The sequence below is a fragment of the Streptomyces beijiangensis genome, assembly GCF_017315755.1.
In the GTDB taxonomy this organism is placed as follows: Bacteria; Actinomycetota; Actinomycetes; order Streptomycetales; family Streptomycetaceae; genus Streptomyces; species Streptomyces beijiangensis.
The window spans coordinates 1-219 of the sequence record NZ_JAFLRJ010001387.1; the positions used below are offsets into that span (position 1 = coordinate 1).

1 protein-coding gene is annotated in these 219 nt (G+C 52.5%); it reads left to right on the top strand.

What is annotated here, in order from left to right:
* A partial coding sequence (locus tag J0695_RS46465; protein ID WP_505383651.1) for a redoxin family protein occupies positions 1 to 219 on the top strand: 219 nt, incomplete at both ends.

A 219-nucleotide genomic window follows, 5' to 3' on the forward strand; every position in this document is an offset into this window, starting at 1 on the left:
GTGACGCACAGACCCGCCGCTTTAACGAAGAAGCCGCAGGCCTCGGTTCGGTGAAAGTGTATACGATCAGCGCTGACCTGCCGTTTGCACAGGCGCGCTGGTGCGGAGCAAACGGAATTGAAAATGTGGAAACATTGTCAGATCACAGGGAGATGTCTTTTGGGGAAGCATTCGGGGTTTACATTAAAGAATTGAGATTGCTTGCCCGCGCCGTATTTG